Source organism: Paenibacillus taichungensis (genome assembly GCF_050994985.1).
GTDB lineage: Bacteria > Bacillota > Bacilli > Paenibacillales > Paenibacillaceae > Paenibacillus > Paenibacillus taichungensis.
In genome coordinates this window covers 1,904,025-1,926,234 of the sequence record NZ_CP194720.1, presented here as the reverse complement: position 1 = coordinate 1,926,234, position 22,210 = coordinate 1,904,025, and the positions used below count along the sequence as shown (strand labels likewise).

22 protein-coding genes and 1 pseudogene are annotated in these 22,210 nt (G+C 43.2%); 10 read left to right on the top strand and 13 right to left on the bottom strand.

What is annotated here, in order from left to right; all coding sequences use genetic code 11:
* Nucleotides 1–31 precede the first annotated feature (31 nt).
* Both ACR1R9_RS08955 and ACR1R9_RS08950 read right to left on the bottom strand, forming a co-directional pair.
* A complete protein-coding gene (locus ACR1R9_RS08955; RefSeq protein WP_433921297.1) occupies nucleotides 32–1,771 on the bottom strand; it encodes a sensor histidine kinase in 1,740 nt (579 codons plus the stop codon).
* Complete coding sequence (locus ACR1R9_RS08950; protein WP_433956430.1) at nucleotides 1,768–2,502, bottom strand: response regulator transcription factor; 735 nt, start codon at nucleotides 2,500–2,502, stop codon at nucleotides 1,768–1,770. Before ACR1R9_RS08950 ends, ACR1R9_RS08955 begins: the two co-directional genes overlap by 4 nt.
* A 172-nt stretch (nucleotides 2,503–2,674) precedes the next feature.
* Here ACR1R9_RS08950 and ACR1R9_RS08945 point away from each other — a divergent pair, with 172 nt between their 5' ends.
* Nucleotides 2,675–2,986: a YbjQ family protein gene (locus ACR1R9_RS08945; protein WP_433921299.1), complete on the top strand. Its 312-nt coding sequence runs from the start codon at nucleotides 2,675–2,677 to the stop codon at nucleotides 2,984–2,986.
* 4 nt (nucleotides 2,987–2,990) lie between these two features.
* Here the strand turns inward: ACR1R9_RS08945 and ACR1R9_RS08940 are convergent.
* Nucleotides 2,991–3,488: pseudogene (locus tag ACR1R9_RS08940) on the bottom strand (MepB family protein).
* A 167-nt stretch (nucleotides 3,489–3,655) separates the two neighbouring features.
* On the opposite strand from ACR1R9_RS08940, the gene ACR1R9_RS08935 reads away from it, so the two are divergent.
* Nucleotides 3,656–4,600, top strand: coding sequence for a DMT family transporter (locus tag ACR1R9_RS08935; RefSeq protein WP_218642255.1), 945 nt, complete (start codon nucleotides 3,656–3,658; stop codon nucleotides 4,598–4,600).
* 125 nt (nucleotides 4,601–4,725) lie between these two features.
* Here the strand turns inward: ACR1R9_RS08935 and ACR1R9_RS08930 are convergent, their stop codons facing one another.
* The 4 genes from ACR1R9_RS08930 to ACR1R9_RS08915 form a co-directional block, all read right to left on the bottom strand.
* Entirely contained in the window at nucleotides 4,726–5,859 is a 1,134-nt protein-coding gene (locus ACR1R9_RS08930; RefSeq protein ID WP_326067597.1) for a serine hydrolase domain-containing protein, read from the bottom strand.
* A 167-nt stretch (nucleotides 5,860–6,026) separates the two neighbouring features.
* Nucleotides 6,027–6,542, bottom strand: a complete 516-nt coding sequence (locus ACR1R9_RS08925; RefSeq protein WP_433921300.1) for a GNAT family N-acetyltransferase — start codon at nucleotides 6,540–6,542, stop codon at nucleotides 6,027–6,029.
* Between the two features lie 195 nt (nucleotides 6,543–6,737).
* Entirely contained in the window at nucleotides 6,738–8,246 is a 1,509-nt protein-coding gene (locus tag ACR1R9_RS08920; RefSeq protein WP_433921301.1) for a response regulator transcription factor, read from the bottom strand.
* Nucleotides 8,247–8,264: 18 nt separating this feature from the next.
* Complete coding sequence (locus ACR1R9_RS08915) at nucleotides 8,265–10,028, bottom strand: cache domain-containing sensor histidine kinase (protein WP_433921302.1); 1,764 nt, start codon at nucleotides 10,026–10,028, stop codon at nucleotides 8,265–8,267.
* A 212-nt stretch (nucleotides 10,029–10,240) separates the two neighbouring features.
* On the opposite strand from ACR1R9_RS08915, the gene ACR1R9_RS08910 reads away from it, so the two are divergent.
* The 7 genes from ACR1R9_RS08910 to ACR1R9_RS08880 all read left to right on the top strand — a co-directional run bounded on the left by ACR1R9_RS08910 (nucleotide 10,241) and on the right by ACR1R9_RS08880 (nucleotide 15,904).
* Nucleotides 10,241–11,548 carry an ABC transporter substrate-binding protein gene (locus ACR1R9_RS08910; RefSeq protein WP_076289359.1) on the top strand — a complete coding sequence of 436 codons (1,308 nt, stop codon included), beginning with the start codon at nucleotides 10,241–10,243 and terminating at the stop codon, nucleotides 11,546–11,548.
* Nucleotides 11,549–11,616: 68 nt separating this feature from the next.
* Nucleotides 11,617–12,489 (top strand): carbohydrate ABC transporter permease, encoded by an 873-nt coding sequence (locus tag ACR1R9_RS08905; RefSeq protein WP_433921303.1) that lies wholly within the window; start codon nucleotides 11,617–11,619, stop codon nucleotides 12,487–12,489.
* A 1-nt stretch (nucleotide 12,490) separates the two neighbouring features.
* Nucleotides 12,491–13,321, top strand: coding sequence for a carbohydrate ABC transporter permease (locus tag ACR1R9_RS08900; protein WP_433921304.1), 831 nt, complete (start codon nucleotides 12,491–12,493; stop codon nucleotides 13,319–13,321).
* 291 nt (nucleotides 13,322–13,612) lie between these two features.
* Complete coding sequence (locus ACR1R9_RS08895) at nucleotides 13,613–14,344, top strand: dihydrofolate reductase family protein (RefSeq protein ID WP_433921305.1); 732 nt, start codon at nucleotides 13,613–13,615, stop codon at nucleotides 14,342–14,344.
* A 36-nt stretch (nucleotides 14,345–14,380) separates the two neighbouring features.
* Nucleotides 14,381–14,698: a carboxymuconolactone decarboxylase family protein gene (locus ACR1R9_RS08890; RefSeq protein ID WP_099856187.1), complete on the top strand. Its 318-nt coding sequence runs from the start codon at nucleotides 14,381–14,383 to the stop codon at nucleotides 14,696–14,698.
* A gap of 21 nt (nucleotides 14,699–14,719) precedes the next feature.
* Entirely contained in the window at nucleotides 14,720–15,115 is a 396-nt protein-coding gene (locus ACR1R9_RS08885; protein ID WP_076289191.1) for a cupin domain-containing protein, read from the top strand.
* Nucleotides 15,116–15,157: 42 nt separating this feature from the next.
* Nucleotides 15,158–15,904 carry an SDR family oxidoreductase gene (locus tag ACR1R9_RS08880; protein WP_433921306.1) on the top strand — a complete coding sequence of 249 codons (747 nt, stop codon included), beginning with the start codon at nucleotides 15,158–15,160 and terminating at the stop codon, nucleotides 15,902–15,904.
* Between the two features lie 146 nt (nucleotides 15,905–16,050).
* Here ACR1R9_RS08880 and ACR1R9_RS08875 read toward each other — a convergent pair whose 3' ends face one another.
* Nucleotides 16,051–17,091, bottom strand: coding sequence for an NAD(P)-dependent alcohol dehydrogenase (locus ACR1R9_RS08875; protein ID WP_433923747.1), 1,041 nt, complete (start codon nucleotides 17,089–17,091; stop codon nucleotides 16,051–16,053).
* 179 nt (nucleotides 17,092–17,270) lie between these two features.
* Between ACR1R9_RS08875 and ACR1R9_RS08870 the strand changes: the two genes are divergently transcribed.
* Nucleotides 17,271–17,684 carry a MerR family transcriptional regulator gene (locus ACR1R9_RS08870; RefSeq protein WP_433921307.1) on the top strand — a complete coding sequence of 138 codons (414 nt, stop codon included), beginning with the start codon at nucleotides 17,271–17,273 and terminating at the stop codon, nucleotides 17,682–17,684.
* A 92-nt stretch (nucleotides 17,685–17,776) separates the two neighbouring features.
* On the opposite strand, the gene ACR1R9_RS08865 is transcribed toward ACR1R9_RS08870, so the two are convergent.
* The 5 genes from ACR1R9_RS08865 to ACR1R9_RS08845 all read right to left on the bottom strand — a co-directional run bounded on the left by ACR1R9_RS08865 (nucleotide 17,777) and on the right by ACR1R9_RS08845 (nucleotide 22,210).
* Nucleotides 17,777–18,256 (bottom strand): DUF6530 family protein, encoded by a 480-nt coding sequence (locus ACR1R9_RS08865; RefSeq protein WP_076289188.1) that lies wholly within the window; start codon nucleotides 18,254–18,256, stop codon nucleotides 17,777–17,779.
* A gap of 103 nt (nucleotides 18,257–18,359) precedes the next feature.
* Complete coding sequence (locus ACR1R9_RS08860; protein WP_099856189.1) at nucleotides 18,360–18,719, bottom strand: GIY-YIG nuclease family protein; 360 nt, start codon at nucleotides 18,717–18,719, stop codon at nucleotides 18,360–18,362.
* 40 nt (nucleotides 18,720–18,759) lie between these two features.
* Nucleotides 18,760–19,683, bottom strand: coding sequence for a vWA domain-containing protein (locus tag ACR1R9_RS08855; protein WP_433921308.1), 924 nt, complete (start codon nucleotides 19,681–19,683; stop codon nucleotides 18,760–18,762).
* Between the two features lie 170 nt (nucleotides 19,684–19,853).
* Nucleotides 19,854–20,984: an AAA family ATPase gene (locus ACR1R9_RS08850; protein ID WP_433921309.1), complete on the bottom strand. Its 1,131-nt coding sequence runs from the start codon at nucleotides 20,982–20,984 to the stop codon at nucleotides 19,854–19,856.
* 20 nt (nucleotides 20,985–21,004) lie between these two features.
* Nucleotides 21,005–22,210, bottom strand: coding sequence for an MFS transporter (locus ACR1R9_RS08845; protein ID WP_433921310.1), 1,206 nt, complete (start codon nucleotides 22,208–22,210; stop codon nucleotides 21,005–21,007).

The following is a 22,210-nucleotide window of genomic DNA, read 5'->3' as shown; positions in this document are numbered from 1 at the left end:
GTAATGCATTTTTTTAAAGATGGTTAACAGTTCAACAGGGTAAAAAAATCTCAATTTTCGTACCTTGCCGTACTTTAGATTGTACATGAATTTCTCCGCCGTGTGCTTCCACGATCGTTTTGGCAATGCTCATTCCGAGTCCAGAGCCAGCCGTCGATTCCTCAGTATTTGTTCCCCGATAATAACGATTGAACAAATGCTGCAGCGTTTCCTCGTCCATCCCTTTGCCATTATCGAATACGCGAATACATGCCTTATTGTTCATTCTGCCGATGGAGACGGTGACCTTCACGCCTGGCGGGTTATGCTTCACGGCATTGGACAGCAAGTTATCCATTAACCGCAGCAGCCAGGTTTCATCAGCCTGTACCCACAAGGCATGCTCCTTCCCGACATAGTGAAACTGGTATTCAGACAGCGTAGCGTCATTGACATATTTCAGCACGGAGCAGCGCACCAGCTCAACCAAATCGATTTTTCGAATCTCCATAATGGAATCGCCCTGCTTAAGCTGATGGATCATGGAAAAGTCAGAGATCAGCTCAAGCATATAATCCCCTTTTTCCCGGATTGTCGCCCCCATAGTACGCATCTCTTCTTGGCTCCATTGTTCCGGTAAACTCTCCAGCATATATCCATAACCTTGAATTGTGGACAGAGGCGTACGCAGATCATGTGAAATTCCTGACATCCACTCTCTTTGATCTTTCTCCAGCCGCTCGCGCTCCTTCTCGGTTCGGGCCAATTGATCAGCCATTTGATAGAAAGATTCAATGACTTCCTTATAGAGCCTGTAACGGTGTCGCATTGTGCCATTGGAGCGAAATATCTTGCGTTTGTCCTTGTTGGTAAGTACCTGATCGTACTGCCCACGCCCCATACGTTCGAACCAGCCTGCGAACAGAATCAGCGGCTGACCGTAACGGTAGCCATGCCAGACCGATAAGGGTACTGCCAAGAGAAGAGCTAGACCTGCAAACCACATAAGTCCGCGCGTTGCCGTATCCATCGCCGGATGTTTCAAAGGTCCTCCCGCTGGATTGGGTGTATACAGGATCCAGGTCATTCCACTGCCCTGGTCCCGATGGGCGACAATATTCGTATCATAGTTGCTGGGTGATTGCTGGATTGCCAGAATGTCCAGTGGACGGTACCCCTTCTGCAAATACGTTCCAGCACCGATGGCTTGTTCGGTATGACCCGTGGAATTGATTACCTGGAGATAACTGCCGGTTTCACGCAGTCGCTGATCCAGAAAAGAAAGCTTTTCGCTAGATACCATGCCTTGCTGCCCATATTCGTCGAACCAGGCCATGAGCTGATCAAGGTCAGAACTTTGGTAGCCAAGGATATACAGAACCGGCACATTAAAGGCAAAGTTCAGATGAGTTTGAACAGCATACGTCCCAAGTGTCCGTGTCTCCTGAATATCGAGCAGTTGGGCGATAGAGTACGATGGCGACAGCCCATCATACGAATTTGTATTTACTTCGTAAATGACCCCGCCTTCGGCATTTACAACCTGCATCCACATTCCTTTTTCCTCAATAAGCTTATCCCACTTGGGGGAGATTTGAATCGTTTCGTCTTTTAAAGAAGCTTCTTGAGCAATCAGTTGTAAGGCCCCCACCGGAAAGTTCCGGCGCAACTCACTATTGGTCGTGTTTTGAAAGAATATAATGCAAGCAATGAGAGTAATCGCCAAAATGATCAGGGCATAAAAGATCAATTGATACGTGAAGTGAAATGTCATGCGCTGTTGTATCTTCATTTCTCCTGAAACTCCTTTGACAGCTTGTAGCCGAGCCCGCGTACGGTCAGCAGTAGCTTTGGATTTCCTGGATCGATCTCGATCTTCTCTCGTATGCGCCGAATATGTACCATTACTGTCGAGTCATCTCCCTGTCCGTCGATCCCCCACACCTGATCGTAGAGCTGTGTTTTGGAAAATACGATCCCCGGAAACTTGCAGAAATGCAGCAGGAGATGGAAAACCTGTGCAGGACAAGGGACATGCTGTCCCTCCACGATTAACTCCCCCTCCGCCTCATTCACGGTGAAGCGGCCGAATCGGTAAACCCCTGGTTCAGAGCGTTTCTCCTGACTCACAGTTGGAGCTTCAGGCTCCAAACGGCGTATGCGCGCCTGAATTCTTGCAGCTACCTCCAAAGGATTGAAGGGCTTGGTGATATAATCGTCCCCGCCCATGGCGAATCCCCTCAGCACATCGAGATCGGATGCCTTAGCCGTCAGAAACAAAATATGCGGATTTCCATATTCACGGAGCTTGGAACAAAGCTCCAGACCACTCCCGTCCGGGAGCGTGATATCGAGCAGAACGATATCCGGGGAAACCCGCTGTACCATATCGAGAGCTTCCGCACAGGTGGAAGCATCGTAAAGCTGATGGAACCCTGCCCTGCGAAGCACCATTTGCAGCATGGTGACAATCGAGGGTTCGTCGTCGACAATTGCGATTTTAATATCCGTTTGATTGGTCATCGTTTTCACCCATTTCATAGTAGCATACTGACATTAACAGAACCTAAACGGCTTAGGCAAACTTAAACGATTGTTCAGCAACTCGTTTAGGCTCTGTTTCAATAACGCTGTTAGCATAGGAAATGAAAAACCTGATTCGCGACAAATCTATTTTATTTTAGGAGGAAAACATTTGATTATTACAACAACAGCAATAGTTGAAGGTTCCCCGGTCAGGCAGTATATCGGCGTTGCAACAGGTGAAGTCATCATCGCTGCCAATGTCGGGAGAGACTTTCTCGCTTCATTTAGAGATCTTGTAGGGGGCCGTTCTCGTACCTATGAGAACAAGCTAAGAGAAGCAAGAGACGCTGCCTTTGAAGAAATGACCGAGCAAGCCGCACAGATGGGAGCCAATGCCGTAATCGGTGTGGAACTGAACTACGAAGTTGTTCGTCAAGGTATGCTCATGGTCGCTGTCAGCGGAACGGCAGTTATTATCTAAGCATTCAAACCTGACCAAAATATAAGTCTATTAATTTTTGGTCATCTATTCCATCAGATAAATCAATAAAATATTCTTGCTGCCACTTTTGTGTTTGCGCAGCTGATTTATTTAACTCTTTTTCCCAAGAGGGGTAAACTCTAATAGCCATCTTCCCTTTAGTGTCCTCGTTTTATAAAATTCCTTTTTCGAGTAATTTAGATTTTGGAAAAACAAACTGTCCCTTCATATCTCCATTCATAATTGAGATTATTAGTTTGTCTGGACTTTCGAAAAAGGAGTACGGTTGATTTTGATTGTTTTCGTCTTTTTCCCAAAATACAACAAAAAACCCTTTTTTCTTAGGAGTTAATTTGGCGAGTCGACTTCGATATGTATAATTTCCAATATAGATAATCATTCCTTCATATTCTCTATTATGCTTTTCTTCAATGATGTTTGTAATCTCTATATTATCAAAGTTATCAAGTAAGCTATCTATTAGCTCTTTAGATTTAAACATGCACTCATCCCCTCAATCATTTTTTTCGACGTTAATTATAGCCTCTAAGTATGTTTATGAAACGGAACTTTCATTTTTTTGTTACAGCTACTCGCAGTTTGTGATATGGTCAGTGAGGTGCGATCAGCCCGTACACATTTACATATCATGCGAGGAGAAGATTGAAAGTGAATGAAATAAAAGCATTGGAGAACCCGAACAAGTTTAGTGATCCTTTATTTGTGACACTAGTTGCAAGTTTATGTTGCTTGTTATGGGGGAGTGCCTACCCGTTTATTAAGCTTGGATATAGTGCTTTTGATATCTTGGCAGAAGATATTCCATCCAAATTTGTATTTGCGGGTTATCGATTTATTTTAGCAGGATTACTGCTTCTATTCTTGTTTCGTGTCATTAGTAAACGGAAATTTGAACTGTCTGGACGACAATTTTCAAGCTTAATATTGCTTGGCATGTTCCAAACGGGTCTGCAGTATATGTTTTTTTATGTGGGTGTAGCCAATACGACAGGTGTCAAAGGTTCGATTATGAATGCGACAACGACCTTTTTCAGTGTGGTTCTAGCACATTTTTTATATAAAAATGATAAACTGAGCAAAAATAAAATAGTCGGCTGTTTGCTAGGATTTATTGGTGTAATTATTGTAAATTTCCACTCCAATCTGCTGGAATTCTCCTTCTCTCTCACAGGTGAAGGTTTCGTTATTATTGCGGCTCTTATTTTTTCCATTACGGCCATCTATGCAAAGCACTTAACAGGCTCCATCGACGTCCTGGTTATTACCGGAGTTAGCTTGTTTGTCGGCGGACTGGCACTCACCATATTGGGACTCCTGCTTGGCGGCCGGGTTACACATTTTACACTTGAATCAACGGGTATCTTGATTTACTTAGTTTTGCTTTCATCAGCCGCATTTTGCTTGTGGAATCTACTTCTGAAATACAACAAAGTGGGAAAAGTATCTGTGTATAACTTCCTTATCCCTGTATTTGGTGCATTGCTATCGGCGTTGTTTTTGGGAGAAACGATTTTGGAATTCAAAAACCTAATTGCATTGCTCTTTGTATCCATCGGTATTTATATGGTCAATAGAGTAATCTCAACAAAATAATATTTTTCTTTCCAAACGAATGGGGACTCCCCACCTAAGATTTGGTACAAGACCGTACTCTCTAAATACAAGAAAAGGTCGCTAATGAGCGACCTTTTTTTGTATTTAAGTCTCAACTTTTCGCACTACAAACAGGAGTAAACAACATTACGCAAGCGGGGATGAACATAAGGCTCCTGATTGTTCAGCAGATGCTGCGCATACATAACCGTAAGTTCAGAGTCTGGATCAATTATGGCCATGCAGCCGGCAGCACCACTCCATCCGAATTCACCCAGTGGGCTTAACGAACCGCTGCCCGCTTTGGAGATATGTGTACGTACACCCAGCCCATAACCATACCCGCCCATATGATCCCAGGAATAATCATCACGGGTCAGATCGTTCAGATGGTCTGTGCGCATCAGCTCAATTGAAGCCTGTGACAGAATGCGAACGCCTTTTGGACTTGTTCCTTTTCCCGTCAGCGCACTAAGAAACAGTGCATAGTCGCTAACGGTGGACAATAGTCCGGCACCGCCGCTCTCCAAATCCGTGCCTACCCGGAATCCGTTTCCGTCCATTCGTACGGCTTTTTCAAGCTCATCATTGTAAGCATACTGCGGAATCAGGCGAGTCTGCTGTTCCTCGTTCAGGTCGAATGCCGTATCGTTCATACCTAGCGGTCCGATAATTTCTTCTTGCAGATATTTACCAAAACGTCTGCCACTCACAACCTCCACCAAAGCTCCGAGCACATCGTGACACATGCTATAGTTCCAATGCGTACCTGGCTCAAACAGAAGCGGTTCCTTGGCAAGCGCTTTCGCGAAGTCTCTTGTCGATAATATTCCGTTGGTGCTCTTCACAGCTTCCTGAATACTTGGCGAGCCAACATCATAGGAGAACCCGGCAGTCATCGTAAACAAGTCGCGTACTGTAATCGCCTTTGTCGCTTTTTCCAATCTGACCTCGCCGCTCGATAAAGTTTTCTTCACCGTCATCTCGGCATATTCCGGCAGATAATCAGATACCGGATCGCTCAGTAGCATTTGCCCTCTCTCTACAAGTTGAAGTGCTGCCACACAGGTCATAATTTTCGTCATGGAGTAGAGATTAAAGATCGCCCCATCACCGATGGGCGTTTGCTCCTCCAGATTGGCGTAACCATTCCGGTAACGGAAAACGGTATCATTTTGATGCATCACAAGGACTTCTGCCCACGGAATTCTCCATGATGTGATGCGGTCAATAAATGACGCAAGCGGTTTAAAGTCCATATTTCCCCGTCCTTCTATGTAGAATCGTTTATCAATGCACATAGTGGATCTGTGTTCATACACATGACCCACATAGTATTAATATACGACCATTCACATGCATTGACCATATCTAATAGAAAGCAACTTTTCGACAATCTGTACCGATTTTAGAATCGGTACGATTACTAGAGTGTCTTGACCATGATAAAATCGATTTGTTCCTCGTCCCCCATATAAAAAGAGTGTGAGCCCGTTTGCACAAATCCCATCTTCTTGTAAAAAGCAATGGCATTGTCATTCTTTTCCCATACTCCGAGCCAGATTTCCTTCTTTTTGTGTTCCAGTGCCGTATCCATCGCTTTATTTAGCAGATATTTACCTAGTCCGTGCTTTTGGAATTTATTCCTGATATAAATCCTCTCAATTTCGAGTGAAACATCACTCATTTGTTCGGATTGGGCGCCATCTCTGTTCACTTTTAGATATCCGGCAAGTTCATCATTGTAGTAGACGAAAAAGATGCCTGAACAGCTATTAGATAACTCGGCTTCCAACTGTTTAGCGTTAAATGCTCTTTCGAGATAGGCCCTCATATTGTCAAGGGAATTCTGATCTTTGAATGTATCGTTGAATGTTTCTATACTTATTTCTTGTAGTTTTAGTAAATCCTCGTGACTGCATGCTCTTATTTCCACTGTCATTCTGATGTATCTCTCCTTCTATGAATCAATTACTTAATTTAAAAACAGTTCAGTTTTTTGTTGCAAATACAACATTTATTATATTTTTAATCTACTCCAAATTTGTATAGTTTGCAACATAAAATAATGAGACCAGGCAGATTATAATACGTAGCAAACGTTTTCGGAATGTTTAATAAGTTTTCCTCGGTCAGTCTATTTAAGCAGTATTTCTTTATATTCTGTCGGACTAAGTCCTGTATATTCCTTAAACACCTTGGAGAAATAATGCTGATCACTGAACGATAACAGATCTGATAACTCCTTAAACTTCATATCCGGTTGACATTCCATTAGTCTGCATGCTTCCTTGATTCTAAGCTTTGTATAATACTGAACAAATGTGACTTGCGTTACTTTTTTAATGACTCTGCTAACGTAGGAGGGGCTGACGTGAAACTTCATTGCAATGTCATTGATGGATATTTGGGTGTACTTGTTCCGTTTGATGTACTCATCCATTTGCATAAACAGATCTTCTCTGCTTTTCCGACCATGGGATTGAAGCATATCAAAACATTGTCCAATCCATTCCGTTAATTCACGGCAGAAATCACCATATGTTTCTTCATCGAACAGTTTTTTTGCTCTAAGCTCCAGACCAAGCCTAATTCCCGCCCCTTGCTCTTCAACCAAATGTGCGAATGTATCCACTACTAAATTGATAAATCGTTCCAATTCTTTCACATGTACGTTATCCTCCGTCCATCGATTCATCAACTCGGACAGCTTAAGGGCAAACTGCTCCTTCTGACGAGCTTGTATCATGTGGACAAAAGCCAACTCCAGTGTGGAATCCAGACAACCTGCTTCAGTTCTTGTTATGGAAACCGGATTTCCGCTATCCAGCACCAATCCATTGTTCAATCGCTGGTGAATCGATAAGATGGACGATATTTGATGATAAAGCTCGGACAGATTTGCATCTTGAGACCATAGCAGCTGCCCCGCGATTGTAGTGTCCATACCTTGTACATCTAAATGACGCCGCAACGATTCGAGACACTCATGTACAGAAGAATACAAATCAAGAATCCCCCTGTTTACAAAAACGATGAATTGCTGCGGAGTTTGACTTAGAAACACTTTACATGGACGAGGAGCAAAAAAATCTTCTAAAGAAGCCTGTAACGTCTTTTGTCCCCATCGTTCCCGTTCCGAGGTGAAGGGCTGCCTGCGCAGAATGATCATCATTTGGGCCAAAAAAGCAGCATGGTCTCCTGGCTTAAGTTCAGCATAACTATGGGGATCAACGATCTCCTGCAGCTCATGGAAGTACCTAGACCTCGATTGTTCAAGCTGTTTAATAACTCTGCCCATGACTTCCTCCAGCGCCTCAGGCTCGACGGGCTTCAGCAAATAGTCGAACACCTGCAAATTCAATGCTTTTCGTGTATATTCAAAATCGCTATACCCGCTAATTAGAATGACCCTCAACTCAGGCTGGGCAAGCTTCGCCTGCTCAATTAGTGATAAGCCATCCATCTTGGGCATCCGTATGTCTGTCAACAGGAGATCGATAGACTGCTTCTGAAGTGCTTCTAACGCCTCTTCCCCATTTGTGGCCGTAACTGCCACATGAATGGGAAAATCGAGCTTATCCAACAGCATTTTAATATTGCGCAATATAGGTTTGCTATCCTCAACGATCATGATATTGTACATAGTCTATCCCTCCTGTGCTCAGTAAAAATCCCTCGTCATCGATCCGATGATTTGAATGGTTGCTCCTTTTTCCTTGTCTGAATGATTGTTGTAGATGTTAAATAAAAGCCGATTGCTATACATCAGTTTAAGTCGATTCACGCTATTGACGATCCCCATGTTGCCAAGAGCTGTCTGACGATCAGGGGTTTGATTCATTCCGGAGCCGGACTTCTGTATATTGGACAAAATCTCTTCTATTTTGTGTGGCTGGAAGCCCTCTCCGTTATCTTTGATCTCCAATGCCCATAATCCGTTATACTGCTTCACGGTAATTTGGATACGCCAGGGAGGTGTGGTATTAAAGAAAGCGTGCTCAATACAGTTTTCAACAAAAGGCTGAATGACCAGCCGCGGCAGCCGGATTTCACTCGTCAGTTCATCAGCATCGATGTTCCACTCCAAATCTTCTTCATACTTTTGTTGTACCAACGACAAGTAATGTCTTGTATGCTCAAGCTCATCCGTCATCGTCACATATGCATAAGGAGATGAAACAATATAACGTAAACTGTCTGACAGATGTTTACACATATCGGACACGACCTGGGTTCTCCCCTCTTGAGCAGCAATACTGATCAAATAAAGGACGTTATGAAGGAAATGGGGAGCGATCTGAGCTTGTAATGCGGAATTCCGCGCAGTGACTTCTTCATGTAACGCCTTCTTCTCACGATCAATGGATTGCTGTAAACGTTCCATCAAGTCCTGAAAAGCTTCATTCAACAGCAGCAGGTCGTTATTTTTAGGTCGTTCATCAACTTTTAGCTTCATATTGCTGTAGTTGATGCGCCAAATCTGGCTGCGAAGCTTACGAATGGGAAGCAACAGGTTGCGTGTGGAGAAGAAAATGTACACGAAAGAAATGAGCATTAAGGCTGTAATCAGCAAAATGGACATGCTTTGTACGGAACGGATCGAGCCTAATACCGAATCTTTCGGCGTTATTATAAAAGTAATCCAACCCGTCTGGTGAGATGTAGAATGCGTAACGTAATTATTTTGTTCATCAACTGCCAGTCCTTCGTCGGATAAGGGTTCTTTCCACTCCAATTCGTTCTTTCTCATTTCCAAGCCAGTCATTTGCTCACCTTGCTTGTTCAAAATGAATACATCTCCTGCAGTAATTCCTTCCGTAAGGTTTTGAATGTAAGCTTGATCCATTTGAATACTAAGATATCCGTATAGCTTGCCATTCTGATCGTTGACCGTACGGACAAAGGAGATCGTGTCTGCATCTCGAAGCAGAATAAAACCGTTCCCTGTCCACTCTCGTCCACTTCTACTTTTTTCCGTTAAGGCACTTAACATTGTTGGAGGATGCCCTGAACCCAGATACGATGTGAGCAGCACACCTTGTTTATCATAAATGGACATGTCCTTGATGTTCATGCTGGGGCCAATAGCCTGAAACATGATATCTTTTAGTTTCCGAATCTGCTTCAGTCTTTCATAATTGCTTGGTGCTGAAGAGCTCTTGTCCATCGTTGCGAAGATGTCCTTATTGGACAATATGCGCTGGGACATCTGGTTTTGCTGCTCTACGTATAGGTCAACCTGTTCTCGTACCTTTGTGGCAGTGACCAGTATATCCTCCTCTGTCTTTTGTGTAAGCGGGCGGATAACGACAAGGTTCACATAAACGATAAAGCAGCCCAGCACGAACAAAAGAAGGGCGAGAAATGTCAATAATACTTTTGTCTGCAAGCTGAATTGTGTGGCTCTATGTATAAATTTACCCATGCTTCGGGAAGCCTCCTGTCCTGTCATGCTGTGAAACTCGTCTGGATCATGTCTTAATGTAGCATGGGTTCGAATGAAATGATAGCGATTTCAAGTTCAGGATTTTACACATAAATATTCAAGCACAGACATGTACCGGAGAAGAAGTGGATTTTATAATTGAATTTGTAAACGGATTCATTACATGTTTCAGAGGGGGATTTACGTTGAACATGCATAAAAGAAAAAAAGCAGCATCCATTGTACTGGCGAGCTTGTTGTCCATCTCACTGACCGCTTGCGGATCAGGTGGCACTGATTCTGATACGTCTGCAAGCAGTGGAAATAAGAACAGCAAGGTCACACTGGAATTGGCCATTTCGAAGAGTTCACAGGATTCTGCCTTTATCCAGCAGGATATTCTCGATGAATTTGAAAAACAGACCCATATTTCTGTTAATCTGCAGCTCATTCCGGCTGAGCAAACAACGACCGTACTGCAAACCAAGCTGGCTGTAGACGAAACGCCCGACATCATTCAATACAATTTGGCCAGTGCGGTTACGGATTTGAATCTTGAGCGCAATTTCGAAATTCTGGATAACGAGTCCTGGGCCAGCAGAATTGTAAACAAAGATGTACTTTCCGCTGCCGGTCATATCTACAGCTTCCATGTCAGTCAAGATACGGGCATGCAAGGCGTCGTGTACAACAAACAGATTTTTGCTGACCTTGGTCTGTCCATCCCTACAAGTTACGAACAATTTTTGGCGATCTGTGAAAAAATTAAAGCTGGCGGCATCACCCCTGTATTCATGCCCTATAAAGATGCATGGGCTGCGAACATTTGGCCAGCGGCAGCATTTGCCGATTTTGTAGCCAAAAATGATCCGTCTTTTTTTGATGAACTCAACAGCAACAAAAGAAAATGGTCCGATATTCCCGAGTTCAAAACATTTTTGCAGCAGCAATACGAAGTCTACACCAAGGGGTATACCAATACGGATGTGCTGAGCGACAGCTATGACATGGCGGTTGGCAAATTCCTGAACAAGGAAGTCGCCATGATGTTTATGGGAGATTGGTTAATCGAAGGCGTAGCAGAACAGGATCCAAGCATGGAACTCGGCGTATTCCCAATTCCGTCTTCCGATGATGCCAAACTGGGTGCAAGTCCGCTTGGAGGACAGCTGTTCATTCCGAAAAAGGCTAAGCATTTGGATGAAGCCAAACAGTTCCTGGACTTTATCGCCTCCAAGGAAATTGCGCAACAGATCGTCGATTCCAAGGGCTATGTATCCAATTTTAGCGACGTTACTACACCGGAGTTACCTGCTTATAAACAGGATATCGTCGACAATTACATCCTGCCCAAGAAAACTGTGTTGACCACGGATGCTTACATGCTGGTAGATCGAAGTGAGCTATACAGACTGTTACAGGATCAATTCGCTGGCGGTTTGACTCCGGAGGAAGTTCTGAAATCCTGGGATGAGAAGTTCAGTCAACTGATGCAGGATAAAGGCGTTTCCGGTTTCTAAGAAATGAAATACAGGGCAGCATGTCATTCCTGAATGATGTGCTGCCTAGCCATAACGGAGTGTGAGACATGAAAAGGGCTAAAAATTTATATTCGTATTACATGGTATTTCCGGCACTACTCATCTACTCTATCTTTTTTGTTATTCCAGCAATTGCTGCTTTCTACTACTCCTTTACGGATTGGCGTCTGGATCGAATTGATCGAAAAGTTATCGGATGGGACAATTTCGAGAAAATTTTCTCAGACAAAACGCTTATTTTGGCGCTTAAAAATACGGCAATTTTTGCCGTTGTTACGGTTGCTGGCAAAAATATTATTGGTCTGCTATTAGCCGTGGCCCTAAATATGAGATTAAAAACGAAGAACCTGCTGCGCGCAATTTTCTACTCCCCTTCCATACTGAGCATTCTGGTCATCAGCATCTTGTTCACACCAATGCTGCGTACAGAAGGTACAATCAATCGTGTATTGGAAGCAGTCGGATTACATTCGTTGAGCCAGGCTTGGTTGACCAATCCTTCCCTTGTCATCTGGACGATTGCCATAGTATCCATCTGGCAAAGCGCCGGATTCCAAATGGCCATCTATCTGGCTGGTTTACAATCCATTTCTCAAGAATACTATGAAGCCGCTACGATTGATGGAGCAAGCTCCTGGAAAAGTTTTTTCAAAATTACACTGCCCCTTTTGCTGCCAGCCATCAATATCAATCTGATGTTGACGCTGATTGGTGGGCTTAAAGTATTCTCGGAAGTGTATGTCATGACTGGCGGAGGTCCAGGCAACGCTTCACAAGTTGTGGGAACAATTATTCTCCGCTCCTTCGGCGAAGGAAACTGGGGACTTGGTACCGCAGTCAACACACTTCTGTTTGTGGCGGTCACGATTATTGCTATACCGCTATTGATTTTCATGCGGCGCAAGGAGGTTACGGAATAACATGGGATATACACGCAAACTCGCTATTCGCAACTATGTTGTTGAAGGATTTCTGCTCCTCGCCTCTCTGCTCATTCTGTTGCCTCTGGTGATTCTAATATTAGGTTCGTTTAAAACGAGCGCTGAAGTACTCAGCTTCTCCTTGAGTTTGCCGGATAAATGGCAGTTTTCAAACTATGTCCGAGTATTTGAAGAAGGCGGTCTGACCCGAGCATTCCTGAACAGCATCTGGATTACAGGGATCTCGTCCATTATCAACATTGTGGCTTCCTCAGCAGCATCCTTCATTCTGGCACGTCGGGACACAAAACTTTCAAACACATTATATATGTATTTTTTCATGGGACTGATTGCGCCGATGTCGATCATTACGACGATTCGGGTCGTACAGGGATTGGGGTTTTACGGCAGCATATCAAGTGTCATCCTGATTTATGCTGCGCTTAATACCGCTTTTAGCGTATTTTTGTACAGCGGATTTATCAAAACCATTCCAAAAGCGCTGGACGAGGTCGCGTTTCTGGAAGGTGCCAGCGTATTCGGCGTGTTTTTCCGTATTGTTACACCGCTCATTCTGCCCGTTAACGCAACGGTAGCGATCATGGTGTTTATGTCGGTATGGAATGATATTACGATTCCGGTGTACTTCCTTACGAATAGTTCAACGTGGACTATGCCGCTTTCGATCTATAATTTTTACGGCAAATACAGCCGCGATTGGAATTTGATTTTTGCAAATCTTGTACTGACTTCACTTCCTGTGTTTATCCTCTACTTGTTTGGACAGAAATATATCGTTAGCGGACTTACTGCAGGTGCAGTCAAAGGGTGACCATTGGTATTTAAATAGAAATAAACTTAGGACGCTTTTGGGAAATCAACTCCCAAAGCGTTTTTTTGTCATACTATCTTGACGTTTATTTACAATACCCACTTCTTTGTTTATTTCTGAACAAATTCAATGAATCTAACAATTGATTATACAATTCTCCCTTATATAATAATAGATAGATGTTCATTATTGTATAAATGTAAATTTAAATTACACATCAGTGTTACTACAGTAATGGATGCCATTCACTTTATCCCATGCAATCCATTCATGTTGAAAGGAGATGCTACGATGGACAGACCCTATACGATTTGTCATATGCTTAGTTCGTTGGATGGCAAAATTATCGGGGATTTTCTGGAAGATGATCGGTCAGCCTACTTCATTCATGAGTATGAACGTATCCATGACCGCTACGAGTGTAATGCTTGGATGTGCGGACGAATCACGATGCAAGAGCATTTTGCACATGAATATATTCCTCCATCCAATCAAGACAAGCAGTCCCCCATTCCTCGAACGGACTATATTGCGCAGAAAGACGTTGAAACTTATGCCGTCGCTATAGATCCACACGGCAAATTGGCTTGGAACCACAATTATATATCCGAAGAGAATGGCAACAGAACAACGGATCACATCATTGAAGTCCTGACTGAAGAAGTTCCCGATGCTTATCTCGCATATCTGCAAGAATTGGGCATCTCTTATATCTTTGGTGGAACGAAAGAGCTGAACGTTGTGACGGTTGTAAAAAAATTGAAAGCATTGTTTTCCATCGATCGATTACTGCTTGAAGGCGGCGGTGTCTTAAACGGTTCTTTCCTGAACGAAGGTTTGATCGATGAGCTGAGTCTCGTATTCGTTCCTTTTGCAGAGGCAAGCTCTCCAGCTTTGACCATCTTTGAGAATGGTTCGAGTTTCAAAGAAACCTTCCCCGTTCATTTTGAATTGATAAGAGTCGAACAAATGGAACATAACGGATTGTGGATGACTTATCGAGTAGAAGGAAATTCTAAATAATTCTTAAATGTACAACGAATGGAGGATCACATAGCTATGGAAAAAAAACAAACTGCTGGACGAGATATATTGGGTGACTTCGCCCCCAAATTTGCAGAGTTGAATGACGATATTCTATTTGGCGAGGTATGGTCACGAGTAGAAGAATTATCTAGTCATGATCGCAGTATGATAACAGTCTCTGCACTTATTGCCGGTGGAAATTTCGAACAATTAACCCCACACCTTCATAAAGCAAAGGAAAATGGAGTAACTCGTAATGAAGTGTCCGAAATGATTACTCACCTTTCCTTCTATGTGGGCTGGCCTAAGGCATGGTCTGCGTTCAATATTGCAAAAGATATTTTTAAATAAAATAGAAAGTAGGGAACCATTATGACAAACGAACATTTGAGTAATAGCACCATCTTCCCGCTGGGAAAAAAAGTAGAAGCCAATTTTATTGGAGACGCGTATCTGGAGATGGTCTTTACAGATGAAACTCCACTAAACACTAGCATTGGAAATGTCACTTTCGCGCCAGGAGCACGCAATAATTGGCATTCACACGCTGTAGGTCAAGTGTTACTTGTTACAGGTGGTGAAGGCTGGTACCAGGAAGAGGGTAAACCTGCACAATTACTTAAAACCGGAGATGTTGTAAATATTGCTCCGAACGTTAAGCACTGGCATGGGGCAACAGCCGAAAGCTGGTTTGTGCATCTGGCTATGACACCAGGACAAACGGAATGGTTAGAGCCTGTGAATGATGAGTGGTACAACGCGCTCTAAGGCGAAGGAATCTGTATCTAAATGAAAGGAATGAAATTGAATATGTCTAATATTGCGGGTAAAGTTGTAATTCTTACGGGAGCATCCAGTGGGATTGGAGAAGCTACCGCGAAAGTTCTTGCTTCGAAAGGAGCCAAGCTGGTATTGGCAGCTCGCCGGGAAGAACGTTTAGTACAATTGCAAAGAGAAATTCAGAACAATGGTGGTCACGCTATTATCAAACCAACAGATGTGACTTCGCATACTCAAATGGAAGATTTGGCTGAATATGCACTAAGCGAATTTGAAAAAATTGATGTTCTAATCAACAATGCAGGCATCATGCCTCAAGCCTTTCTTTTCAAGAAAAAAGTTGATGAATGGGACAATATGATTGATGTAAACATTAAGGGTGTCCTCTATGCTATTGCAGCAGTTCTTCCGTCCATGAGAGAACAGAAATCAGGTCATATTTTGAACCTTTCCTCTGTTGCCGGACATAACATTTATCCGGGTGGAACTGTATACTGTGGAACGAAACATGCCGTTACAGCCATCTCCGAAGGCTTGCGCCAGGAAGAAGCCATGAGCGGCACAAATATCAGAGTCACCAATATTTCTCCAGGCGCTGTCAGCAGCGAGTTACTGGAAACGACAAGTGATCCTGAGTCCAAAGCAGGCCTAGATGAGTTCTACAAATCCGCTATTGATGCAGATCACATCGCACGTGCCATCGCATTTGCAATTGAGCAACCATCGGATGTAGCGATTAATGAAATGATTATTCGCCCAACGGTTCAAGTGGGTTAAAGGTAATGTTTCACGATATTTTGATAAATTCGTCGTATCATTAATACAACAGAAAATCCAATCGCAATGTTATGAGCGATTGGATTTTCTGTTTTTATAGTTGCAGTTCAAATGGTAAAGGCCCATACAATCTATTATAAAACAATTTAAATTGTGCTAGTGTCAATCACGAATCTGTACTTCACATCTGAAGCTAATACACGTTGGTATGCCTCGTCAATTTGGTCAGCTGAAATGACTTCGATCATAGGAACGATACTATGTTCTGCACAGAAATCAAGCATTTCCTGAGTCTCACGGATGCCCCCGATCATTGAACCTGCAAATGAGCGACGGTGACCGATAAGGGACATCACGTTCACTGCCAACGGCTCTCCAGGAGCACCCACATTTACCAGCGTGCCATCCAGTGTGAGCAGTGAGAAATAAGTATTGATGTCGATATTTGCACTTACCGTGTTAATAATCAGATCAAAAGACCCGGCGAGTTTTGCGAACGTATCAGGTTCACTTGTGGCATAGTAATGATCTGCCCCGAATTGCAAACCATCCTCTTTTTTCTTCAATGATTGTGATAGAACAGTTACTTCTGCGCCCATGGCATGTGCAATTTTGACAGCCATATGACCCAGTCCACCCAGACCTACAACCGCTACTTTTTTACCTGGTCCCGCTCCCCAATGATTTAGCGGCGAGTATGTTGTAATACCTGCACATAGTAGAGGGGCAGCGACATCCAGCTCGATGTTGTCCGGAATACGAACGATGAACTCTTCGGTTACGACGATGTGAGTGGAGTACCCACCTTGTGTAGGTTCGCCGTACTTATCGACACCCGCGTAGGTAGGAACATTTCCTTTGAGACAGTACTGCTCTTCTCCTTGGCGGCAGTTCTCACATTCGCCACAGGAATCAACCATGCACCCCACCCCTACTCGGTCACCAACTTTGTACTTTGAAACTTCGGCTCCTACATCGGTGACAATTCCTGCAATCTCATGTCCAGGTACGAGCGGATAGTTTACGGGACCCCATTCGCCGTGAGCAGTATGGATGTCAGAGTGGCAAATACCGGCATATTTAATCTCGATCAGAACATCGTGCAAATCCAGATCGCGTCGTTTAATCTCAGCCGCCCGGAATGATTGGTCCGGACCGTCAACAGCTCGTGCTTTAGCAGTTATCATCATAAAACCTCCTAAGATTGTCATTCTTCCTTTTCTCTTGCAAAACTATCTTAATCCCTCTAGTTAACTCTAGGTCAAATGTCTTTTGAGATTTTGACATCCTACAACCTGCGTGGTAAAATCCCAAAAGAAATTAGAGTTAGCTCGAAGTCTATATTAGTACGAAAAGGGGAACATAAATGACATATTCAATTAGCGAAGTTGCTAAAGAATTGAATCTAACCGTATATACATTACGTTACTACGACAAAGAAGGACTCATGCCCTTTGTAGAACGTACCCCTGGCGGAGCTCGAAACTTCAAAGAATCAGACATCGATTTTTTAAAGATCATTCAATGTCTGAAATCTACCGGGATGCCGATCAAGGATATCAAAGATTTTATTGCATGGTGTTCCGAGGGTGACTCCACCTTGCAGGAGCGATATGACATGTTTACCGAACGCAAGACTAGTGTAGAAGCACAAATGGAAGAACTTAGAAAGACTATGGAAGTTATTGAACATAAACGTGCTTATTATAGGACTGCTCTCGATGCTGGAACGGAAGAAATTCATAAAAGCAATCGAATGGGGAACTTCATTGCCAACTAAAATCATTATATTTAACTCACAAAAAAGAGCCTAAACGTCTATAGACGTTTAGGCTCTTTTTGTTCAATCCACTTTAGCTTGACCTTATATTGTTAATAACCCATATCCTTTAATATTTTGGATAATGTACGCAAACGCTCGCCGATCATTTCATCGTCATCACTCAGAGCTTGGCTAAACAGTTTAATATCTTCATTAATTCTCTCATTGTCCGTACAGATCTCCACGGACATTGCATCCCCTTGTAGGCCAACACGATCGATGACAGGCTGCTCTGGGTCATATAAATTCTCATATCTATAGGCCTCGCGGAAATGTTCCAAAGACCGACAGATTAGAATGGACAAATCCAGCACGCGATGGAGAGGCAGTTCCTCAGATTGTCTGGACCACTTTTCTCCGGTATATCTCCATACTTTGGCTGAAATATCAACCTTTCCTCTATCGTTCCACTGGGCCAATCCCAGGGAAAGACCTTTTGCGTCCGTGTTTCCGGCCATACGGCCGTCAACCTTTTCATAATTATCCGATACGACAACAGGTTTATGTTTTAACGTTGTAGGTATTTTCAATTTATTCCCTCATTCCGTTTACCTTTTTTACTAATTTACTAAACGACGGTTTCATCTTATCTTGATTTTAACCGTTAGTCAAATCAGTTTCCTGTTACATGATTTAATTCTTTGGCGGTCTATTATAGCCCTTGTCTCCGTAAGGCTGTAACTTCTGAAACCACGGCTTCAGGATTTGTTTTTGTTCCCAACGTATATCCGTCACCTTATCGATGTCCTTCTGTTCCAGTACCTCATAAGTGAATGCCTCTTCTCCAAATTCTCTCCATTCTTTTTGCAACTCGGCATTTGCAAATCTTCCTTGATCCAGCTGCATCTGCAGAGTAAACCATTTGTTTTTCAAGTTGGGATAGCTGTCGATATAGATTTTTCCGTTTACTTTGTTTTTAATTTGAGCTACGCCCATATACGTCTTGATCTGCTTATATTCCTCCAGTAGCTCCCTGCGCTTATTCATATCCATGTTTCTCTCTCCTTATCGTAGTTAATATACATTGGTAAAATTATAAATACCGAGCGATAATCCGAACTAATTTTGCAGGAAATTCACGTAAATTGGTAATATCCAAAAATCGTTCATGACCATAAATCTCGCTAATGACATCTTTGTCTTGACCAATTGCAGATGCAAGGAAAGTAACTCCTTTCCGTTCATATGCCTCTATGGTTTGCTGCATGTCTCTGATGGCATAGCTTCCAGTGTAATTTTCCATTGCTTTGGGCTGTCCATCACTGATACTAATTAGCAACTTGGTCTGCTGCGGTGCAAGCACTAATCGTTCTGCCATAATTCTAAGAGCCATTCCATCACGATTGTTACTTCTGGCCTGAATTCCCATGAGTCTGAATCGATCGTTAATATTCGGTTGATCGAGATCGGTATAAGCAAAGATCGACATCTGCTCCATCCTGGAAACATCCGCGGTATCACCGTAGATTAATACTGGAATATTGCTGATTTGACAAAATTCATATACCGCGATGACTGCACGCTTAGCCGCTTCTAATCTCCCAAACGCTGACATCGATGCTGATTCATCCACTCTTAGACCTACTACAAGGGATGGCAATTCCGTCGGAGGGCTTTTTTTTGCAAAATGCCTGTAATCCTTATATATGACGCTGTCTGCATGAAACTTGCTGCCATAGTACTTATTCTTCTCAAATTCAGATGAAGACTCATGTTCCAGCAGCGGGAGTGTCTTTCTCGCAATCTCCTGTACTATGGGTATAAGCTTTCTGCTTAGATTGTAATATTCCTTTTGGAAGTCATAATCGTAATCCGGGCGGTGAACGATGAGTTTTACTTTTTCATGAATCGAATCCGCCACGCTCTCTCTTGTGACTTGATTAAGCTTTTTACGGAAATCGCGCTCTTTTTGTTTTTCTTCCTCTGACTTGGATTCGGGATTGGTCTGATGATACATTGGAGAAGCGTCTTCCCCTGTATCCTCCCTTCCCATATCCACAGAGTTAACGGATACACAAGCAGCAGACTCTTCACTATCCGCAGATTTCTTTAGTGTGATCCCCTCTTCATCTTCAATAGTCTCATGCTCAACGTCAATGTCATCACTGTCTCCCCATATCTTGATCTCTATGGCAGAGTCATCGTTGGATTCCCGTTTTTTTTTACTTCATTCGTGATGCTCTCTACATGGGTAATCAGATCATGCTTGTGGAGTGCTTCTTCCAGGATTTTAATTTCCTCTGAATCGGTCGTTATTTTGTAGATAACCTTGTGATAAAGAGATTCTTTAGCCGAGGCTCCTCCCGCAACTGCATCAGTCCAATAGAAAAAAGAACGCATTCCAGCCACACCTTTGATGGCATTGGCTCGGGCTGTAGTGTCCAAAATCATAATCGTATCCGCTAACACACTTAATACCTGCTCATCCTCATAACCAGTTTTGACTTTGGCACGTTCCATCATGATTTCTTTGCTCGGAAGATCCATCTTCTCCGAGTGTTGAACCCTGTCCCGAAGCGCTTCATTTAAATGCCTCGACCCTACATAACTGCGATTGGTTGTAATGACCGCAATGAAGTCCGGATGTCTGTGTATGATTTCAGTAGGTAGATTAATACTACCGTCCAGTTCCAAAGCAGAATTTAACGCCATCAACACTGCTGCATCCCGAATGACATTCGGCTCCTGTATTTCCAGAAGATAACCCCTTTGATAGGCTCTAACGATCTCCGAGGGATAAAATCTGTACTCAACGGCTTCTCCGTCCGTCTGATCTACAACCAGCTTCAGCAATTGTTTCATCTTGTTCGCTGCTTGTTCTTTTGAAATATCCAATGCACTCATTATTATTTGCGTTGTGCTTTGAAAATGATCGCTTTCATACAATGCTTTCAAAGCGGTTTGATCCGAGGGTTCCGATGTCTCTAATCGTTCAGGAGAAATCACCGGCAAAATAGCACCAATAATATCCGATTTGTCCATATCTGCAAAACAGGTCACTTTCGTATAAGGCAATCCGAAATTAGCGGATAATGCTTTTGCCAATTGTGTTTTGCCAGAACCGGCATCTCCTTCTAGGAGAATATTGGAAATCTTCATTTCCCCACGATGCCAGTTTCGTTTTACTTCTTTAGTAATACGTCGTTCTTCTTCGCTCGACATATGAGACAATGGCTTCTTCCACACCAGCTTTTCTTCTGCATCTGTTAATGCTCTCTGAGGTGATAAGAAATATTCTTCATGTTGATGTTCCTGCATTGTTTTCTCCTCCCTGTTCGTCATGATGTAGTTTCCTCGGCTTTATTTCTTCTTTCAATGACGATAGGAAGCAATAATAACGCACCAATAATCACAAAAACACCACTCGCTATAAATACACTAAGCAGGGAAAACGTATCTTTGAGATATCCAGAGGTAAGCATGCCAATCACCATCATTCCCATAAAAATCGGCATAATTGCTCCGGATACCCGGCCAATAAATGCTCCTTCCGTATTCCGCACAAGAAGCGTCTGAATTCCACCTTGAATACACGGGAAGAACAAACCACTAATTACGAGCAGAATAATGGTTAACCAAATTTGTGTTGATGCGCCCATGCCAACCGTACAGATTGCATTAACAAGTAAACCGACTAGAAGCAATAACTGTGGCTTCACCTTTTTAGCGATTGCGATGATCACTGCACCTCCGACCAACATGGCCGCCCCATTCGCCATCACCAGCCATTGCAAGAACTCTTTATCCTGACCCAAATTTTCAATGACAAGAAAGAGCTGAAGCGGCTGAGTCAATCCTGATGCCAAACCAACTGCCGAAAAGGTTAATCCCAGTGTTCTCAAGGATTTATTCGCCCCGATATAACGCAGGCCATCCGTGAGCTCTTTAACGAAGCCGCCACGATTCCCTGATTTCTCCTCCTCTACATCTCGGGGAAGCGATAATAATACAAGCGAAGAGCCCAGAAACATGACCGCTGTCAGGATGAGGGATACGCTAATGCCAAACTTAATGAAAATAAACGTGCCGATGACTGGCCCCAAAACCATAAAGACAGCAACAAGCGTTTGGGACATCGCCATAACACCCTGCAATTGTTCGGCTGGTACATGCCGTTTGTACAGTTTCATCGCGGAAGGCTGAGAAAACTGTGACAAACTGGCAGAAACGAAAGATCCAATCAGAAGTGCAATCCATCCACCATTTATGACTGCAAGCAATACAACGGCAACGGACAAACCTGATAATAAATCGCTCCATACCATTGTTTTTTTCGGCCGCCATCGATCGGCAAAGGTACCGCCAATCAGACCAAATATAAAGATCGGTGAAAATTCCGCTACCGAAATCAATGAAATATCAACCGGATTATTATGCGTCAATTCGGAAACATAAAGAAGCACCGCATAATTCCGGATCCAAATTCCGAGCTGCAAGAGCACACGGGAAAAAATAATTGTTCGAACATATGGATTGGCAAACAT

What these genes read in the sequence shown, in the direction of transcription:
- ACR1R9_RS08955 (WP_433921297.1), bottom strand. Translation starts at nt 1,771, where the DNA reads ATGAAGATACAACAGCGCATGACATTTCACTTCACGTATCAATTGATC.
- ACR1R9_RS08950 (WP_433956430.1), bottom strand. Translation starts at nt 2,502, where the DNA reads ATGACCAATCAAACGGATATTAAAATCGCAATTGTCGACGACGAACCC.
- ACR1R9_RS08930 (WP_326067597.1), bottom strand. Translation starts at nt 5,859, where the DNA reads ATGGACTTTAAACCGCTTGCGTCATTTATTGACCGCATCACATCATGG.
- ACR1R9_RS08925 (WP_433921300.1), bottom strand. Translation starts at nt 6,542, where the DNA reads ATGACAGTGGAAATAAGAGCATGCAGTCACGAGGATTTACTAAAACTA.
- ACR1R9_RS08920 (WP_433921301.1), bottom strand. Translation starts at nt 8,246, where the DNA reads ATGTACAATATCATGATCGTTGAGGATAGCAAACCTATATTGCGCAAT.
- ACR1R9_RS08915 (WP_433921302.1), bottom strand. Translation starts at nt 10,028, where the DNA reads ATGGGTAAATTTATACATAGAGCCACACAATTCAGCTTGCAGACAAAA.
- ACR1R9_RS08910 (WP_076289359.1), top strand. Translation starts at nt 10,241, where the DNA reads ATGCATAAAAGAAAAAAAGCAGCATCCATTGTACTGGCGAGCTTGTTG.
- ACR1R9_RS08905 (WP_433921303.1), top strand. Translation starts at nt 11,617, where the DNA reads ATGAAAAGGGCTAAAAATTTATATTCGTATTACATGGTATTTCCGGCA.
- ACR1R9_RS08900 (WP_433921304.1), top strand. Translation starts at nt 12,491, where the DNA reads ATGGGATATACACGCAAACTCGCTATTCGCAACTATGTTGTTGAAGGA.
- ACR1R9_RS08895 (WP_433921305.1), top strand. Translation starts at nt 13,613, where the DNA reads ATGGACAGACCCTATACGATTTGTCATATGCTTAGTTCGTTGGATGGC.
- ACR1R9_RS08890 (WP_099856187.1), top strand. Translation starts at nt 14,381, where the DNA reads ATGGAAAAAAAACAAACTGCTGGACGAGATATATTGGGTGACTTCGCC.
- ACR1R9_RS08885 (WP_076289191.1), top strand. Translation starts at nt 14,720, where the DNA reads ATGACAAACGAACATTTGAGTAATAGCACCATCTTCCCGCTGGGAAAA.
- ACR1R9_RS08880 (WP_433921306.1), top strand. Translation starts at nt 15,158, where the DNA reads ATGTCTAATATTGCGGGTAAAGTTGTAATTCTTACGGGAGCATCCAGT.
- ACR1R9_RS08875 (WP_433923747.1), bottom strand. Translation starts at nt 17,091, where the DNA reads ATGATAACTGCTAAAGCACGAGCTGTTGACGGTCCGGACCAATCATTC.
- ACR1R9_RS08870 (WP_433921307.1), top strand. Translation starts at nt 17,271, where the DNA reads ATGACATATTCAATTAGCGAAGTTGCTAAAGAATTGAATCTAACCGTA.
- ACR1R9_RS08860 (WP_099856189.1), bottom strand. Translation starts at nt 18,719, where the DNA reads ATGGATATGAATAAGCGCAGGGAGCTACTGGAGGAATATAAGCAGATC.
- ACR1R9_RS08855 (WP_433921308.1), bottom strand. Translation starts at nt 19,683, where the DNA reads ATGTATCATCAGACCAATCCCGAATCCAAGTCAGAGGAAGAAAAACAA.
- ACR1R9_RS08850 (WP_433921309.1), bottom strand. Translation starts at nt 20,984, where the DNA reads ATGCAGGAACATCAACATGAAGAATATTTCTTATCACCTCAGAGAGCA.
- ACR1R9_RS08845 (WP_433921310.1), bottom strand. Translation starts at nt 22,210, where the DNA reads ATGTTTGCCAATCCATATGTTCGAACAATTATTTTTTCCCGTGTGCTC.